This is a genomic window from Bacteroidia bacterium, assembly GCA_020852255.1.
In the GTDB taxonomy this organism is placed as follows: Bacteria; Bacteroidota; Bacteroidia; order JADZBD01; family JADZBD01; genus JADZBD01.
The window spans coordinates 26991-44446 of record JADZBD010000010.1; the positions used below are offsets into that span (position 1 = coordinate 26991).

At 47.9% G+C, this 17456-nt stretch carries 16 protein-coding genes; 8 read left to right on the forward strand and 8 right to left on the reverse strand.

Annotated features, from left to right (window positions below; translation table 11 throughout):
* Positions 1-22: 22 nt before the first annotated feature.
* From gldD to ssb, 3 genes are read right to left on the reverse strand one after another with little or no spacing between them, the layout of a single operon-like run.
* Complete coding sequence (gene gldD, locus IT233_06895) at positions 23-607, reverse strand: gliding motility lipoprotein GldD (protein MCC7302351.1); 585 nt, start codon at positions 605-607, stop codon at positions 23-25.
* On the reverse strand, positions 604-1827 hold the full coding sequence (gldE, locus tag IT233_06900) for a gliding motility-associated protein GldE (GenBank protein ID MCC7302352.1): 1224 nt from the start codon (positions 1825-1827) through the stop codon (positions 604-606). Before gldE ends, gldD begins: the two co-directional genes overlap by 4 nt.
* Positions 1828-1853: 26 nt before the next feature.
* Positions 1854-2273, reverse strand: a complete 420-nt coding sequence (ssb, locus tag IT233_06905) for a single-stranded DNA-binding protein (GenBank protein ID MCC7302353.1) — start codon at positions 2271-2273, stop codon at positions 1854-1856.
* Between the two features lie 192 nt (positions 2274-2465).
* Between ssb and IT233_06910 the strand changes: the two genes are divergently transcribed.
* Together IT233_06910 and IT233_06915 are read left to right on the forward strand one after the other, a co-directional pair.
* Positions 2466-3755: a DUF2851 family protein gene (locus IT233_06910; protein ID MCC7302354.1), complete on the forward strand. Its 1290-nt coding sequence runs from the start codon at positions 2466-2468 to the stop codon at positions 3753-3755.
* Positions 3755-3979, forward strand: coding sequence for a hypothetical protein (locus tag IT233_06915; GenBank protein ID MCC7302355.1), 225 nt, complete (start codon positions 3755-3757; stop codon positions 3977-3979). Before IT233_06910 ends, IT233_06915 begins: the two co-directional genes overlap by 1 nt.
* A 265-nt stretch (positions 3980-4244) precedes the next feature.
* Here IT233_06915 and IT233_06920 read toward each other — a convergent pair whose 3' ends face one another.
* The 3 genes from IT233_06920 to secDF form a co-directional block, all read right to left on the reverse strand.
* Positions 4245-5921, reverse strand: a complete 1677-nt coding sequence (locus IT233_06920; protein MCC7302356.1) for a hypothetical protein — start codon at positions 5919-5921, stop codon at positions 4245-4247.
* A 3-nt stretch (positions 5922-5924) separates the two neighbouring features.
* On the reverse strand, positions 5925-6158 hold the full coding sequence (locus IT233_06925; GenBank protein ID MCC7302357.1) for a twin-arginine translocase TatA/TatE family subunit: 234 nt from the start codon (positions 6156-6158) through the stop codon (positions 5925-5927).
* Positions 6159-6219: 61 nt separating this feature from the next.
* Entirely contained in the window at positions 6220-9351 is a 3132-nt protein-coding gene (secDF, locus tag IT233_06930) for a protein translocase subunit SecDF (protein ID MCC7302358.1), read from the reverse strand.
* Positions 9352-9544: 193 nt separating this feature from the next.
* Between secDF and IT233_06935 the strand changes: the two genes are divergently transcribed.
* Genes IT233_06935 through IT233_06945 form a run of 3 tightly spaced genes read left to right on the forward strand, consistent with a single transcriptional unit; the run spans position 9545 to position 13574 of the window.
* The gene (locus tag IT233_06935) at positions 9545-11734 is read left to right on the forward strand and encodes a T9SS type A sorting domain-containing protein (GenBank protein MCC7302359.1); all 2190 of its coding nucleotides are present in this window, start codon (positions 9545-9547) and stop codon (positions 11732-11734) included.
* Positions 11731-12114: a hypothetical protein gene (locus IT233_06940; GenBank protein ID MCC7302360.1), complete on the forward strand. Its 384-nt coding sequence runs from the start codon at positions 11731-11733 to the stop codon at positions 12112-12114. The genes IT233_06935 and IT233_06940 overlap by 4 nt, the downstream gene beginning before the upstream one ends.
* Positions 12111-13574 (forward strand): hypothetical protein, encoded by a 1464-nt coding sequence (locus IT233_06945; GenBank protein MCC7302361.1) that lies wholly within the window; start codon positions 12111-12113, stop codon positions 13572-13574. Before IT233_06940 ends, IT233_06945 begins: the two co-directional genes overlap by 4 nt.
* On the opposite strand, the gene IT233_06950 is transcribed toward IT233_06945, so the two are convergent.
* Positions 13575-14000 carry a clan AA aspartic protease gene (locus IT233_06950; GenBank protein MCC7302362.1) on the reverse strand — a complete coding sequence of 142 codons (426 nt, stop codon included), beginning with the start codon at positions 13998-14000 and terminating at the stop codon, positions 13575-13577.
* Position 14001: 1 nt separating this feature from the next.
* A complete protein-coding gene (mdh, locus tag IT233_06955; GenBank protein ID MCC7302363.1) occupies positions 14002-14940 on the reverse strand; it encodes a malate dehydrogenase in 939 nt (312 codons plus the stop codon).
* Positions 14941-15094: 154 nt separating this feature from the next.
* Here mdh and IT233_06960 point away from each other — a divergent pair, with 154 nt between their 5' ends.
* Genes IT233_06960 through IT233_06970 form a run of 3 tightly spaced genes read left to right on the forward strand, consistent with a single transcriptional unit; the run spans position 15095 to position 17408 of the window.
* Complete coding sequence (locus tag IT233_06960) at positions 15095-16774, forward strand: gliding motility-associated C-terminal domain-containing protein (protein ID MCC7302364.1); 1680 nt, start codon at positions 15095-15097, stop codon at positions 16772-16774.
* Positions 16775-16778: 4 nt separating this feature from the next.
* Entirely contained in the window at positions 16779-17162 is a 384-nt protein-coding gene (locus IT233_06965) for a hypothetical protein (protein MCC7302365.1), read from the forward strand.
* Between the two features lie 54 nt (positions 17163-17216).
* Positions 17217-17408: a 30S ribosomal protein S21 gene (locus tag IT233_06970; protein ID MCC7302366.1), complete on the forward strand. Its 192-nt coding sequence runs from the start codon at positions 17217-17219 to the stop codon at positions 17406-17408.
* The last annotated feature ends 48 nt before the right edge of the window (positions 17409-17456 follow it).

Here is a 17456-nt window from a genome sequence, read left to right on the forward strand (position 1 = left end):
TGCGGCCATGCCGCGGGGCTTTTTATTTGATTTCATTCCAGCGGAAGGTCTCTACCATCCGGTAAATGTCCTCAGTAAGAAAATTCAGCGAAGGGCCTATTGAATCGGCGTTGGGGCGGGCCCAGAAATACAGTGCACCGCGCACAAAGTGACGGGTGCTGTCCGTAAGATAGAACTGTACCGAGGAGGCCGTATTGCCGCCAAATTCATATAATAAGCCATACACCTTTGAGCTGTCGTTAATGATAGGACTCTCCTTCATGCCGCTGGCTTTCACCTGGTGTTGTATAGCCAGCTGCCTGCTTTGCGCAAGGTATTCGTTGATGTTGTTGTCCACCTTTTTATAGCTGAGGTGAAGCATGGCTTTGAAAGGGGTGTAATCCAGGTTATACCAGTAGGCTTCTACGTTTTCTCCGGTGTCGGGCAACACCCGGCAATAGCCGGGCACATCAAATGTAAACGGCGCGGCAGAATCCCATGTGCGGTAACTTTTTTCCGGAAATTCGATCCGGAAATATCCTTTTGGGCGGGGCGAAAGCTCTTCTTCGAAGCAGCCGGCCAAAGTCAGTGCAAGTATGCACGTAAGCGGGAGCAGGAGCCTTTTCATGAAGACAGCGTGATTTTGATACGTTTAATTTTCCTGTTATCGGCCGATTCGATAGTGAATTGCAGCGTTTTGTAAGTCAATACATCACCCTTTTTTGGAATCCTTCCGGTGTATTCCAATAAAAATCCGGCGAGGGTGTCGGAATCTCCTTTTACGTTCTCAAAAAGATCAGATTCAAGGTTCAGAATCCGGCAAAGGTCGTTGAGCTGAACCCTTCCTTCAAAAACATAACTGAAGTCGTCCAGCTTCGAGTAGATCACGTCTTCAACATCAAATTCATCATTGATCTCTCCCACAATCTCCTCGATGATATCTTCCAGTGTTACCAGTCCGGTGGTACCGCCGTATTCATCCACAATGATTGCCATGTGGATCTTTTTCCCCTGAAATTCACGCAGGAGATCGTCGATCATTTTCGATTCGGGAATGAAAAAGGGTTCCCTGACAAGCGTTTGCCAGTTGAATTCCGGTTCCCGGTCCAGGTACGCCAGCAGATCTTTGATATAAAGAATACCTACAATTTTATCCACCGAATCTTTATAGACCGGCATACGTGAAAATCCTGAAGACAATATGAATTGCATTAACTTCTGAAAGTCCATGTTCTGATCTGCACAAACCATGTCCGGACGTGGTTTCATAATCTGCTTCACGTCCATTTTACCGAAGCGTACGATCCCACGAAGTAATTTTTTTTCTGTTTCGGGTGTCTCCTTGTTTGTGGTAAGTTCCAGCGCCTCCGATAACTCTTCAACGGACAATGTCCGGGGTTTGGCCTTGACCAAGCGTTCAGTGATCCAGGACGAATAAAGGAGTATACGGGATAATGGATAAAAGATTTTTTCCATAATCCCAACAACATGCACGAGCCGGTGTGCGACCTGTACAGACTTAAAATTGGAGTAGACTTTAGGTATTACTTCACTGAGAAGAAGGAGGATAAAGGTTACACCTACTACCTGGATCAAAAATCCAAGCAAGGGACGATCGGAGAAATCGAAGAGGGAGTTAAATAAGTAGGTGCTGGCAAGGATCGTTGAAATGTTTACCAGATTGATGCCTATGAGCATTGTGGCCAGGAGCATTTTCGGCCGCCCCAGCAGTTCTCTCACTTTTTCAGCACTAACCGGGTGTTTTTCGTTCAGCTCTTCTGTTTCCTTTGGGCCAAGTGAAAACAGCGCTACCTCCGCGGCCGAAAGGCATGCCGAGAAAAAGATCATTACGCAAATAAAAACGGCGAGGAGGATCAAAAGGGCAGATCTTCAGCGTTGTTTCCGGTGGTATTCGGACTCGACTGGTTCGGATTCGGCTCTGATTTTGACGTTGGGTCCTCGTCGCGTTTACGGCTGAGAATTGTGAAATTTTCTCCCACAATTTCCGTAATGTATTTTTTGTTTCCCTCCTCACCCCAGGAACGGGTACGAAGTCGTCCCTCTAAATAGATCTGAGTTCCTTTCCGGAGATATTTTTCGGCTACTTCGGCCAGACTTCTCCATAAAACAATATTATGCCATTCGGTTTGTTCAACCCGTTGCCCGGTTTTATCCTTATAGGTTTCGGAAGTGGCCATGGGGAAGTTCGCCACTTTAACCCCTTCGCTCAGGGTTCTTACCTCCGGATCTTTTCCAAGGTTTCCCAGTAAAATCACTTTGTTAACTCCTGCCATAGCGTGTCTTGAATTTGGTTTAACAAACCTACTGAAAGATCAGAGATCGTACAACCTGATTTTAGAACCTTTTTAAACTATTTCCTGTTGGAGACGCTTCATTCTCAGGCGATTCAGGAGGAGGGAGGAGAGGAGTAAATTCAGTTTAGAACCAGTTGGCGTAACAAGGACCTGAATTCCCAACTTTGCCTTATGAACGAGCAGATACTTTACGCGGCCTGGGAGCATCGCTGGTACAAGGCTGGGCCTCTTCGTACCACCTGCGGCGAATCATTGGAAATTCTGCGGGCCGGTGTCCGGAACGAGCATTCCGGTCCTGATTTTTCCGATGCCCGGATCCGCATCGGGAACACCTTGTGGGCAGGAAATGTAGAAATGCATGTGAAGTCTTCAGACTGGGAGCAACATGGTCACCGGACGGATGCGTCCTATAACAACGTGGTGCTGCATGTGGTATTTGAACATGACAAGGATATTTTCACAAAAGCAGGAACTAAGATCCCCGCGCTGGAACTGAAGGAGATGCTGGATCCGGACTTGCTTCGGGAATGCCTGGAGTTTACGCACCGATCCGGATGGCTGCAGTGCAGTGGCAGACTTAAGGAGGTAAGTCCTGTAAAATGGACGCTTTGGCTGGAACGGTTGGCCGTGCTGCGGCTGGAGGAAAAGGTAGAAGTCATCCGGCAGCGGTTGCAGCAAACAAACAACGACTGGGAAGAAACCTTATACCGAACGCTGGCTTCGGCATATGGTTTCAGGGTAAATTCTCCTCCCATGGAGATGCTGGCCGGCGCAATTCCCTGGAAAATACTTCGGCGGTATGCAGGAAACTCGCTGGTTTACGAAAGCATATTATATGGTGCGGCCGGAATGCTGAATGGTTTCTTTGCGGATGAATATCCCCGAAAGCTTCAAAACGAGTTTATTTTTTTTCGCATGAAGCATGAATTGAATATTCTTCCGGAAGCAACCTGGAAGTTGATGCGACTTCGCCCGAGAAATTTTCCCACTATTCGCATTTCCCAATTCGCACGCATGTTGTCTTCGCATCCCCATCTGCTGGAGGAAATACAAACCCTGGACGACCCGGAGTGCGTAACCGGTATTTTTACGGAAGCCGCATCGGATTACTGGAAAGAACATTATTTGTTCGATCGCGTGGCGGGAAGGATTTCACCGGCCATGGGATGGGAGTCGGCCAGTTTGCTGCTGATCAATGCGGTAGTTCCTTTTTTATTTTTGTACGGGAAAGAAAAGGGAGATCAGCGGTTCACGGAACGGGCCATGCGGTTCCTGGAACACACCGGGGCAGAGAACAATTCCGCAATGCGTGCATGGAAGGAGCATGGAGTTAAACCGCATAATGCACTGCAGTCGCAGGCTTTATTGCATCTGAAGGGAAGATACTGCTCAGAGGCGCGATGCCTTAGCTGTTCGGTGGGAATAGGACTGTTGTCCTCCCGTAAGCCGCTTTCTGCATAATGTCTTTCCGGGGGCAGGGAAATATCGGGGGCAGTGGAGTATCTTTACTCCTTCAGCAGCTTTCCGGTTTGTTTACCGGTTTCGGGAAGTTGCTGACCAATGGGACGCTCCGGTTCAGTTATACCGCTGGACGGATCGTATTTGTATATGGTTCCACCTGTACCTACAGCATACTCGATGGTGAGACTTGGAAAACCAAGGGAATTAAAAGTGGAGGAACTTGAATAGCTTAAGGTCCAGGTTTAACCTCCATTGCTGGTATTTAATTGCGTCAGACCTGCCAGCACGATACACAATGAGAAAGAATTGCTTATACAAGAATATTGCAAAACAAGGAGACCTGCAAATGATCCGGCGCCTAAAATGCGCCATTTCCACTTCCGTACCGGATTTATGTTCAGTTTTGGTCTGTTGTTGCCCTGGTACAGTTCTCCTGAAACCCCAGGTAAGGAGGTAAGATCAGATCAAAAGATTTTCAAGCCCGTCAGCTCAGTGAACAGCAACCTTGAAACTACCCAGCTTTTCGCTGGTGGCAGAAAAGATCAGGCCATGATAAAGGCCGGGAGATAATACACTGCTTCTTACCCTAAGGGTTACCTCCCCGTTTCTGTTTTCCATTGGTGCTGAAAAAGCCAGCCGGCCGCTGAGGTCGTACAGCTTCAGTGTGCACGCGGTATGTAGTGAGTGATGAAAGGAGAGAGTAACATTGAAATGATCTGCCGCAGGATTCGGATAAACAATGGTGCTGAAAACAATGCCATCCGATTCCCAAACCGAAGTATTCTGCGGGCTGTATTTGATCACATGATAATCTTCGTTTACTACCGAAGTGGAAGGATCCACATCTCCGGATCCTGCGATATATACACTGCCATCGTCCAGCACCTCCACCGCTTTTGATTCGTCCATTCCGTTCCCTAATGCATCATGAGTAACCAGCCACATCTGAGTACCTGCGGAGTTGTATTTGATCGTGATCATATCGCGGTTGGTGCTGTTAATAGACTTGTACCCTGTAATATATACGTTGAGTGTATCATCGAGCGCAATATCCGCCCCCCTGTCGTCTACATTACCGCTTCCCGCATACCGCATAACCCATTGCTGAACACCTGCGGAGTTGTACTTAATGGTGGCAATGTCGTTGAGCGCGGTTTGATTTCCGTTACCCTGACTTTGACCTGTGATATAGACGTTACCGAGAGAGTCAGCGATGAGTCCGTTCACTTCCTCGTATTTGACATTTGTATTCACGTCGGTGTATCCGTATCCGGTAGCCCACATTTGCACACCGGTTGAGGCGTTGAGACGCAAGGTGATATAGTCGAACCAGTAACCGGAAACAAAGGAGCGTCCTGCTACAAATATATTTCCGTTTTTATCCTGTGTTATAAGCTTGCCGAAGTCGTTATCGTTGGCGGTGCCGTTATACGTGTTTGTCCAGAGGGTGCTTCCATTAGAGGAGCTGAGTTTCTTGGTGACGATATCCGACAGCGTTCCATTGATATCATTGGCGGAACCGGTAACAACAGGATTTCCGGCCGCATCCACTACAAGATCCGTTGCATCATCGTTTCCGTTATTGCTTCCGTTATAGGTAATCACCCATTGCTGAGTACCGGAACTATTATATTTAATAACGAGCCAGTCCATGTAAGGTCCGGCAACAGTAGTATAGCCACAGACATAAACATTTCCCGATGCATCGGTTTCAACATTTTTTCCTTCATCCTGAAGGTTGGAAGAACCATTGTAGGTTTGAGCCCAAAGCTGGTTTCCGGCGTTGTCATATTTTATGACCACCAGGTTTTCAAAGTTGGAGGATCCTTTTTCTTTTCCTGTAACGTACAGATTTCCTGAGGCATCCAGCCAAAGATCAGCAGCTCCGTCGTTATCGTTACCGCTGCCATTGAATGTGCGTGCCCATACCTGGGTGCCGTTGATATCGTATTTCACGGTAACAATATCCAGATTGCCCTGGCTTCCCAGGCTGGTGCCGGTAACATACGCGTTGCCTGCCGCATCAATGGTCATATCGGCAACCTGGTCTGTATTGTCGGCCTGCCCGTTGTAGGTTACAACCCAGTCAACAGGTATTGTCTGTGAGAAGAGAGTGCTTTGAGAAAAAAGAAAGAGAAAGAATAAAGAGCGTGTAATGAGCTTCATGGTTCAGGGATTAGGTTTAGTTATATCTGACTCTTCTTTCATTTTATTGGCTTCCTGTTCAATTTCCCGTTTGATTCCGTTGGCGGCATCTTTGAATTCCCGCATCCCTTTTCCGAGTCCGCGGGCGAGGTCAGGAATCTTTTTCGATCCGAAGAAAATAAGAAAGACAAATGCAATGAGTAGCAATTCGCCGGTTCCGATTCCTTCCAGTATAAGAAACGTGTGAGCGAACTGCATAGGGCAAAGATAAAAAAAACCCGCACCTTTCGGGAGCGGGGTGTAAAGTGGCAGAGCTCCTTTATTCTTTTTTCTTGCGGTCAAAGTCAATCACCACGGGGGTGGCAATGCAGAGGGAGGAGTAGGTTCCGATCACAATTCCGATCAGAAGAGCGAAGGAGAATCCGCGGATAACTTCGCCCCCGAAGACGAATATGGCTACAAGAACAATGAATGTGGTTAATGAGGTAATGAGTGTACGGCTGAGTGTGGCATTGAGTGCGTAATTGATGAGTTTCTTTCTTTCCTCACCGGCTTCGTCTTTTTTGCCTCCGGACAGGAATTCCCGGATACGGTCAAAAACCACTACCGTATCGGTCATCGAGTAACCCATTACAGTAAGAATGGCCGCAACAAAGTGCTGGTCGATTTCAAGTGCAAACGGAAGCAGGCCGTCGAAGATGAGGTAACAGGCAAGTACCACTGCAACGTCGTGGAAAAGCGCGACCGTTGCACCGAGTCCGTACTGCCATTTTTTGAACCGAAGCAAGATATACAGGAACATGACCGCGCAGGAGAAAATGATGGTGAGTACAGATGCATTTCGGATATCGCGCGAAATGGTTTCTCCGACTTTTGTCTGGGATTCAAGATGGTCTTCCAGGATAAAGCCGGGCACTACTTTGCCAATACCCTCTTCCAGTTTTTTCTCTACGTTCACAGATGCTTCCTTGGACGGGTCACTGATGAGGTAGGACGTGGTGATGCGCAGCTGATTGTCTTCGCCGTACGTTTTGATTTCCGGCTTCTCTCCATCGAAGGACGCAGTGAGGGGGCTGATCAGGTTTTCTGTTGGAACCGGCTGTTCAAAGCGGATCACATAGGAGCGGCCTCCTTCGAAATCAACACCCAGATTGAATCCGCCTTTCTTCGCATACATGAATACTCCGGTGGCAATAATCAGGGCACTGAGGATGTAAAAGTACTTTCTGTTTCCTACAAAGTTGATATTGACACCCTTCAGAACGCCTTTCGAAAGGTTGTTCCAGAATGTGATATCCATTTTCCGGCGATCCATGGCTTCGAAAATAAGCCGCGTAATAAACAGTGCACAGAAAAGAGAAGAGAGAATACCAATGATGAGCGTAATGGCAAATCCCTGAACGGGTCCTGTTCCGTAGGCCGCCAGAATTATTCCGAGAATGATGGTGGTGATGTTTGAGTCCAGAATGGAACTGAGTGCACCTTTGAAACCATCTTTGATGGCGAGGCTCTGACCTTTGCCCTGACTTAATTCTTCCCTGATTCTCTCAAAGATGAGCACATTCGCATCTACGGAAAGACCAATTACCAGCACGATACCCGCAATACCGGGCAGGGTGAGCACGGCACCATAGGAGGCAAGTACACCCACGATGAAGAACATGTTGGCAAACAGAGCAATGTCGGCTACCATTCCGGCTTTGTTATAGTAGATCACCATGAAGAACAGGATGAGAAGAAGCGCGATCACGAACGAAAGAAAACCTTTTCGCATGGCTTCGGCACCCAGGGTGGGTCCAACAATACTTTCTTCAACGATATTGGCTGCGGCAGGAAGTTTACCTGCAGACAAAATGTTTGCAAGATCTTCCGCCTCACGGATCGTGAAGTTTCCGGTAATGGAGGAGCTTCCCCCGCTGATCTGATTCTGTACCGTAGGGGCCGAATACACAATATTGTCAAGAACAATAGCAATCTCAGATCCAATGTTGCTCTTTGTAATCACAGACCACTGGCTTGCGGCCTCGGTAGTCATATTCATTGTTACGCTGGCATATCCGCCGCCGCCCTGGTCAAAATCAACCTTGGCTTTTGTGATAATATCGCCGGAGAGCGCGGCATTTCCGTTGCGGTCGGTAATTTTTATTGCATACAGCGGCAGGATACCGGTTCCTTTTTTATTCTCTTTTCCCCAGAGGAATTTGATATTAGAAGGAAAAAGACGCGACACCCTCTCCATGCGGAAATAGGACATGATCTTTGAGGTGTCGTTCGGACTGGCATACCCGATGATCGGACCTTCTGCCGGTTCGTTCTTATCATCCAGACTGTACAGCATAATGGAGAAGAGCGGATTCTCCTTGCGCATCAATTCCAGTGAATCGGCACGACTCATTGTGCCGGAGTCTTTGTTTGTGGTGTCTGTAGAAAGAAGAGAGGCCAGTGCGTTCGTGTCCGGTTGCTTCAGGCTGTCTGGATTTTTAGAATCTTCTTTTTTTGCAGTTACCGATTTGGTTGTGTCCGGCGCAGTTACCTTGCCGGTGTCCGCAGCGGTACTGTCCTTTGTACTCAGTTCCGGATGCAGAATGTTCTTCAGCTCAACGTTGGCGTCCACCAGCTTGAAGAAAATACCATCTTTTTTATTGATGTCTCCGCGATTGCTGAATGTTTCCCAGAATTCGAGATTTGCGCTTCCCTGCAGGAGTTTTCTGACGCGTTCCTTCTCCGTAACACCGGGCAACTCAATCAGGATTCGTCCCGAGGCTTCCAGCTTCTGGATATTCGGCTGCGTTACACCAAAGCGGTCAATCCTTGCACGCAGCGTGGTCTCGGCTGTTTTAATGGAATTGGTAACGGTTTCCCGGATAAGTGCCAGTACGTCTTCATCCTTTGTATTTGCATCTACTTTTCCCTTGAGTTCGATGGTACGGAAGTAAAATGAAATGTTGTTCTTGGTGTCCAGTTTTTTAAGCTCTTCCCCGAATAAGGTGGCAAAATCGCGGGCGTCCGTTTTTTCTGCCTTCCGGGCGTTTTCCAGGGCTTTCAGAAGCACAGGATCATCCTGCCGTGAACTCATTCCTTTGATCAGATCGGGAACAGAGATCTCGAGTGTTACGTTCATTCCGCCCTTGAGGTCAAGACCAAAATTGATCTCCTTCTCCTTGCAGTCGAGATACGTGAAACCCAGGTATACCTCCTGGTTCTTCAGCGAATCGAGGTAACGGCCGGTTCGTGCTTTTTGTACCGAGTCGAGATAACGATCGGCTTTTTTCTGATCTCCGCCGGCGTATGTACCTGCGGCAGTTTTAATGTCAGAGCGGTTGGAATAGCTCACCCCGGCGGTTTTAGCGTCATCTTCAATTCCCACCACAATCCAGGTGAACGATAAATAGAACAAGCAGACAAGAAACAACAGTGCTGTAAAAAGTCTGATCAAACCCTTGTTTTGCATATTAATTCTTACTTAGATAGTTATTAATCAGAGAGTTAAATTAGTCTCCCAAAAAAGGACTGCAAATATAGTACTTTCTTCCGTTCACCGCTTTCGGAATGTCCTAATCCTCAGGCTAAAATCGTTGCGAATGCCCCGTATTCCTGCTATCTTTGTTGATCCCCGCGCATTACACTTTTTAAGTTTCCTCGTTATGAAGACACTGTTTATCGGTATTTGTCTGATTCTCACAACTTTAGAATTGTTTTCACAATTACCATTTCGTCGGGCTGACTCGGTGAAAGTGTTTCGCAACAGCGCCCAACTTTCCAATCCCTGGGTTGGGGGGCACAATTTCGTTCAGTTTTCAGACATTGACTTGAACATGGACGGCATCAAGGATCTTTTTGTGTTCGACCGTACCGGAAATAAAATCACCACTTATCTGAACACGGGTACACCCAACGCCGTTTCATATGTTCACAAGCCGGAATATGAGAAGCAGTTTCCGATCATGACAAACTGGGTTTTACTGCATGATTACAACGGAGACGGCAAGGAGGACATTTTTCATTTTAACGGCGCCGGTTTCGCGGTTTGGAAAAATACGTCCACTGTGTCGGGGCTGCAGTTCCAGAACATCACCTGGCTGGCCATGTCAGAGTACAGTCCGAATAACTGGGTGAATTTATATGTTTCTCCTGTGGACATTCCTGCGCTGGTGGATGTGGATAACGACGGCGATACCGATGTTCTTACTTTTTCAATTAACGGTATATCGGTAGAATATCATAAGAATCGCGCCGTTGAACTATCTATGAGTCCGGACAGTCTGAAGTTTCAGTACATCACCGGCAATTGGGGTGATTTCACTGAGAATCCGAGCAATTGCGGAATCAATCTCCAGCGTCAGAATCCTCATCTTCCAACACCGCAGCATGCCGGTTCATGTCTGCTTTGTCTTGATTTTGATAACGACAATGACCAGGAGCTGATTTTAGGCGATATTTCCTGCTGTAACATGACGATGCTAACCAACGGTGGTGATTCAGCCAATGCCGATATGGTAACGGTAGATGCTTTATTTCCGTCCAGCTCTATGTCAGTTGATCTCAGTATTTTTCCATGCGCCTATCATCTGGATGTGAACAACGACGGAGACCGCGATCTGGTGGTTGCAGCTAACGCACAGAATGTATCAGAGAATAACCGCAGCATATGGTTTTACGAGAATACAGGTACCGATGTTTTTCCGGTGTTCACCTGGGTAAAAAAGGATCTTCTGCAGTGCGACATGATGGATGTAGGGGAGGGGGCTTTTCCGGCGCTGGTGGATTTTAACGCCGACGGTTTAACGGATCTTCTTCTGGCCAATACGTTTATGCGTTCGCTGGCTGGAATGTGCAGCACTACAATCTCCACCCGTATTGCCGCTTATGTTAACACCGGAACAGCCAATGCGCCCGTTTATACACATGTCACTGACGACTGGAACGGATTATCCACCGAGTTTACCGGAGTGATTGCAGCGGCGATCACGTTCGGAGACCTGGATAATGACGGGGATCTGGATATGATGGCAGGTGACGACAACGGAAGAATTAATTATTTTCCGAATAATGCCGGGGCAGGTAATCCCATTACGTTCGGAACTCCGGTCATGAGTTATCTTGATAACAGTTTTACAATGATCGATGTGGGAAATAATGCTACACCCCAGCTGATTGATCTCGATCTTGACAGCAAACTGGATCTGGTGATCGGGGAAAAAGGAGGAAATCTGAATTATTATCAGAATGTCGGAACAACCAGCGCGCCTTCATTTCAGTTTGTTACAGACACGCTGGGAGACGTGGACGTAACACCGGCAAACAATTTTCAGGGTTACAGTGCTCCCTATATTTACCTCGACAGCGGGCAATTCGAGTTATTGATCGGGTCGGAGAGGGGGGTTGTTTACCACTATCAGAACATTACCGGAAATATTGCGGGTACATGGGTTCTGACCGATTCGATAGGGGGGCGTTATTACGAGGTATTTGAAGGAATTCGTACTGCGCCTGTGGTGGCGGATGTTACCAATGATGCGGTGCCAGACCTGGTGATAGGAAATTACCGCGGCGGAGCCGGTTTCTATATTGGTGATGCCACCACCGGCACGGCAGAGAACGAGGTATCCGGATATATTCAGATCTATCCCAATCCGGCCAGCGGAATTTTCATGGTTTCCTCGTATGAAGAGGGAGTGGCCGAATGGTTCTCGCTGGATGGGAAGTTATGCGGATCAGCGCGGATCACAAAAGGAGAAAGCGTAGTTTCAGTTGGGGATATTTCCACCGGAATCTATCTCGTGCGTGTTCGTACCGCTTCCGCAATACTGAATTTCAAACTTCTTATCCGATGAGGCAGCTTTTGGTGGTCATACTCCTGTTGCCGTTCCTCTCCTGCCGGAAGGAAAAGACCCCCGAACTTATTGTGTCAGAACTGAGGGTGCATGCAGAAGTGATCCATCATACATATGCGATCCCTTACAGCAGGGTCTACCTCAAATCGGGCACCACGGTCTGGCCGGGAAACAGTCCATCTTTTTACGAAACATCTTTGATCACCGATGCCGGCGGCCGTGTTACATTTGCCGGGCTGAGTGGAGGGAAGTATGTTTTTTGGGCGGTAGGATATGATGCAGCCGTAGCAGACAGCGTTTCCGGATACATGGTAATTAGTTCCAGCCTGGATCCCGGCGAGCAGAAGGAGGTCAACCTTATTATTCCGGTGAGTGAATGAGATTTTTACCTGCTTTTTTTATCATCTGTACAGTTGTTTTAGTTTACGCATGCCGGAGGGATCTGCCATCCGGGCTGGAGGAGAGCGGTTACCCGAATGAAATCGGAAAGATCATTCTGACGCATTGCGCTGTTACAGGCTGTCATAATGCCGAAAGCAAAGCGGCTGCGGGCGGACTTGATCTTGAATCCTGGGAAAGTATGTTCCGGGGAGGGTCGGGCGGAGCAACGGTGATCCCTTTCAGCCCTGATTTTTCCACGTTGATGTATTATGTAAATACCTACGATGATCTGGGGCCCTCACTGAATCCCACCATGCCGCTCAATAATGCCCCCCTTTCCAGAGGAGACGTTGAACTCCTGAAGAGATGGATCGCCGAAGGCGCGCCGGACCGCAATGGGTTTATCTGCTTTTCGGATAATATTTCAGCAGGAAAATATTTTATCTCCAATCAGGGGTGCGATGCAGTGGCGGTGTTCGACAAAGCAACCGATCTGTGCATGCGTTATATCAGCGTGGGAAAGTACCCGAACATCGAAACGCCGCATATGCTCAGGCTTTCTCCGGACGGAGTGTATTTCTACGTGATTTTCAGTGTGGGAAACGGGAGCCAGAATTACCTGCAGAAATTTTCTGCAGAATCACAACTGCTGATTGCTGAGGTAAATCTCGGTCAGGGCTCATGGAATACATTAACAATCAGTGCCGACGGGAGAAGAGCATATGTGGTGGACTGGAGCGCTAACGGGGGGCCGATGGATGTGAACCTGGAAACAATGTCGGTGGTGGCGAATTATCAGGGTATGCTTATCGATCCTCACGGCTCGACCCTGAACGGATCCACGTTATACATTACCATGCAGGCCGGGAACGGTCTATATAAAATGGATACCTCCGATATTGCAAATTATACCATGGTGTCACTGGATCCGCCCAATGCACCCGACCCGGGAAGTAACAGTCTGAGGATTCATGAACTCGCTTTTTCCCCTGACGGAAGTAAATACTTCGTAACCTGCCAGGGACCTTCCTTGTCTCAGATGAGAATTTTTCAGACAAGTAACGATTCCCTGCTTGCAGTGATTCCGCTGGGAGCCTATCCGTCCGAAATGGCGGTGGCAGATCCCCTTCCTTACGTTTTTGTTACAGTGATGGAGGATGTAAGCACCTTTCCTGGTAAGCGGGGAAGTGTGGCGGTTATCAATTATCAGACACACCAATTGATAACATCCGTTTATACCGGTCATCAACCACACGGAATTGGCGTGAGTAACAGCAGAAAAAGAGTGTATGTAGCCAACAGAAATCTGGAACCTTCAGGTCCCGCCCCGCATCATTCGTCGCTTTGCGGAGGTAGAAACGGTTACCTGACCATTATTGATATGAATACGATGCAACTGGTACCGGGTATACGCACAGAACTTTCAAGCGATCCGTATTCAGTTGGGGTACGGGAATGATTATTTCTCCAGCCGGAGTGATTTTTGAGGGAAAGAGATCCTCGCTCTGAATTTTTTCAGCAGATCTGAGCCCAGCACTCCGCACACGGGTGAAAGTCCCAGCTGTTCGTAACTCTGATTCACGTGTGAAAGATCCAGGAGTATGCTTTTGTAATTTTTCAGAATGAATGATCCGATCTGAAGACGGCTGATCACCAGCACCTGACTTTCCATGGTGCTGGTACCAAGGCCTGAGGAGAGCATCGGGTGTTTGCGCGCTCTCTGTTTTTTCTCCAGTTCCCTGATTCGTTCCGCATCAAATACGGTACGTGAAGCACCGGTATCCACTACCACGAGGGCAGGCATCCCATTCACGGAAATGCGGGTCAGGAGGTGATAGCCGTCACCGCCGATATTTTTTACCTGGAGCGGAAGGGTAGTGGTCACTTCAGGCCACTACTTTCATGTTGTCAAGAACATCCATCACTTCCTTCACAGATTTTGCAGATGATTGAAGTAACTTGGTTTCCTCTGCGTTGAGTTTGAGTTCAAGGATCTCCTCAATTCCTTTCTTTCCGAGTTTTACAGGAACACCCAGATAGATGTCTTTCAGTCCGTACTGGCCGTTCAGCAGAGCGCAACAGGGGAAAATCCTTTTTTGGTCGCGAACGATGGCTTCTACCATCTGTGCTGCGGAAGCTCCCGGGGCGTACCATGCAGATGTTCCAAGAAGATTAACGATCTCGCCTCCTCCTTTCTTCGTACGCTCGATGATCGCATCCAGTTTGTCTTTCGCGATAAGTTCAGTAACCGGAATGCCGGAAACAGTAGTGTAGCGGGGCAGCGGCACCATAGTATCGCCGTGCCCACCCATGAGTACGGCCTGAATATCTTTGGGTGAACAGTTCAGGGCTTCGGCAAGAAATGCACGGTAGCGCGCCGTATCAAGAATGCCGGCCATGCCGAACACGCGCGAGGAATCAATCTTTGCGGTGAGATAGGCACAATAGGTCATCACATCCAGCGGATTCGAAACAATAATAATAATAGCGTTCGGAGAATGTTTGATCACATTTTCAGTAACGGTTTTAACGATCATGGCATTCGTGGAAATAAGATCGTCGCGGCTCATACCCGGCTTGCGCGGCAGGCCGGAAGTGATTACCACTACATCAGAGTTGGCCGTTTTGGAATAATCATTGGTGGAGCCTTTAATGCGGGTGTCATACATATTCACCGGGGCGGTCTGCCAGATATCCAGGGCCTTTCCTTCAGCAAAATTTTCTTTGATGTCAAGAAGCACAACCTCGTTGCACAATTCACGATGAGCGATCACATCAGCGCAGGTTGCTCCAACGTTGCCTGCTCCTACTACGGTTACTTTCATGTGTTTTATTTTTTTAAGAATGCTAAAAATATAAAGTGTATTTCACCTGAACCCTGAGATTTCTCCATATTTTAGCAAATTATTGATAATCAGTCGAATACCTTATCATGCAACGAATCCCAGTTAAAAATGTCTAACTTTACGGGTCGTACTCATGAAGTATTGGATTTTACATATATCTCTGGCAATCACTTCGTTGCTTTTGTCCGGTCAGGTGCAGCCTCCTTTCTGGGTGGACAAAGACACTACGCTTTGTTCTCCGCAGCCGGTAACGCTTACGGCGAATGTAAACATTCCCGGTGCAAATTACGCAACCACATCCTATTCTGTGGGAAGCATTCCGTACACGCCGGATCCTTATAACGGTGGTACACCATTGGTGTGGCAAACCAACGGCGACGATGAGGTACACGGGCCATTCAATATTGGTTTCACTTTTTGCTTCATGGGTTCTCCCAGGACGCAATTTTATATTGGTATAAACGGATGGGTTGGTTTCGCCAACGGACCTACCACTTACACTTCCCTCGCTATTCCCAGCACGAATGCAAACGTGCCGAAAGAGTGCATCATGGGACCCTGGCAGGATTGGTATCCCGGTTTCAACAACGCAAGTGTGAATTATGCGGTTTACGGGGTTGCTCCGTACCGCCGGCTGGTGGTATCCTGGGATAATTCCGCCATGTTCTCCTGCACTAACCTGACCGGCCGTTTCCAGATCATTCTTTACGAGACGTCGAACATTATCGAAAATCATATTCAGAACAAACCCAACTGCCTTACCTGGGGAGGGGGAACCGCCGTACAGGGATTGCATGATTTTTCCGGAACACTTGCATTTCCGGTCACGGGCAGAAACAGCACGCAATGGACCGCAGTGAACGATGCCGTCCGGTACACCCCGAATGGTGCCTTCACGCCGTTTCAGATCGACTGGTATGACCTGCCCGGGAATAATCTGCTTGGCTCCGGTTCTACCATTACGGTTAACCCAGTTACCAATACACAGTATTATGCGGTAGTAACCTATCTCTGTTCAAACGGAACCGATGCAGATACGGTAGATGTTAATATATCCACTGCGATCAATGCGAGTACGGTTTTTTCCGACGACACCTGTAATATCAGCAGCGGAACAGCCACCGTGAATGTTTCCGGAGGAGTTGGCCCTTATGCATATGCATGGAGCAACGGGGATACACAAGTTATGGCCGACAGTCTCTCAGGAGGAACATATACCGTTGTCATTACGGATGTGAACGGATGCACAGCCAGCACAACGGCAACTGTAAATTCCCTAATGCCTCCTGTGGCAAATTTTTCTTACTCTCCTTCCGTGATCACGCTGATTGACCCCGAGGCTCAGTTCACGGATCTGTCCGCAGGAGCTACCTTATGGTATTGGGATTTCGGAGACGGAAATACTTCCACAACTCAGCACCCCCTGCACACATACCTCCTGGATGGTACCTATCTGGTTACACTGATAGTGGAGAACCAGTTCGGCTGCACCGATACCGTAACGCAGACGTTACTGGTGGAAGGTTATTTTACCTTCTATATTCCCAATGCTTTTACTCCGAACAACTCCGGTTCTAACGAGATTTTCGCCGCAGAATTTACCGGAATCGAAGAGCAGGGATATGAAATGTTTATATTCTCGCGCTGGGGCGATGTGGTTTTCCATACTACCGACCCGAATCAGGGATGGTACGGTTCCTACAATAATTCAGGACCAATGGTTCAGGAAGGTGTCTACGTTTATTTATTTAAGTTTCGTGATTTTAAATCCTATGGCCACGAAATCCGTGGGCATGTAACAGTAATAAAGTAATCCCATGAAAAAAGCACTTCTTTCTTTTCTCTTCCTTCTTTTCTTCTGTGCAGGGTATTCCCAGAATAGCTTCACAGCCACTCTTCCGGGTTCTGAAACCGAGCTCAAAGCGATGATCGAAAAAGGAAATCTTGTATTCGAAATTCTCACCGTAACGGACGCAGGCCAGGTAGACTTTTTAAATAACAAGGCGGTGCCCTATACCAAGGAAATTGGCATGGTAGTTACCCTGTCGGATTCCAAAGGTGCCAGGGCCGTGGCGACCCTGAACGACGGGGCGAAGGACATGAAATGGCTGTTCAGGTACTTCCTGAATGCCGGAATTACAACGGTGAATTTTAACGGCAAATCTGTAAGCACCCAGGAGTTCTTTAAGCCCTGGATGTAGGTTCCATGGAAAGTAGTATATTTGTCCCCCGTAAATAAAAGGAGGTATTTTTTTATGATTATTGTGCAAGTGAAAGAAGGAGAAACGCTGGAAAAGGCATTAAAGAAATTCAAGAAGAAATTCGAGAAAACTGGTGCTGTTCGCGAACTCCGTCGCCGTCAGTCCTTTACCAAACCATCCGTGCGCAAGCGCGATACCTGGAAAGCAGCTGTACATCGTCAGAAACTTCAGCTGGAAGAGGCTTAGGCCGTATCCGGACGATTTTTTTTAAAGGGACCTTTTGGTCCCTTTTTT